The organism is Lysinibacillus sp. RU7 (assembly GCF_057837305.1).
In genome coordinates, this window is record NZ_JBYQFK010000129.1 from 1 (window position 1) to 271 (window position 271).

Here is a 271-nt window from a genome sequence, read left to right on the forward strand (position 1 = left end):
GGCGATCGGCCGTGATGTCCTGCACGGTACCGATAAGACGGATCGGGTCCTGCCCCTCGAACATTGCCAGGCCCTGGGCATGGATATGCCGCTCGATTCCATCCTCGATCCCGACGGTCCGATACTCGGTGTCGAAAATGCCGGTGCCGGCCGGATCGAGCGCGGCGCGCACCGCTGCGTCGGCCCCTTCGCGATCCTCGGGATGCAGGCCCGCCAGAAAGGCGGTTTCATAGCTGACGGGGGCACCGGGATGCAGGCCAAAAAGAGCACG

At 65.7% G+C, this 271-nt stretch carries 1 protein-coding gene; it reads right to left on the reverse strand.

What is annotated here, in order from left to right:
* Positions 1-271 (reverse strand): PAS domain-containing protein (locus AC3II9_RS21815; RefSeq protein WP_489158791.1); only part of this gene is annotated, 271 nt, incomplete at both ends.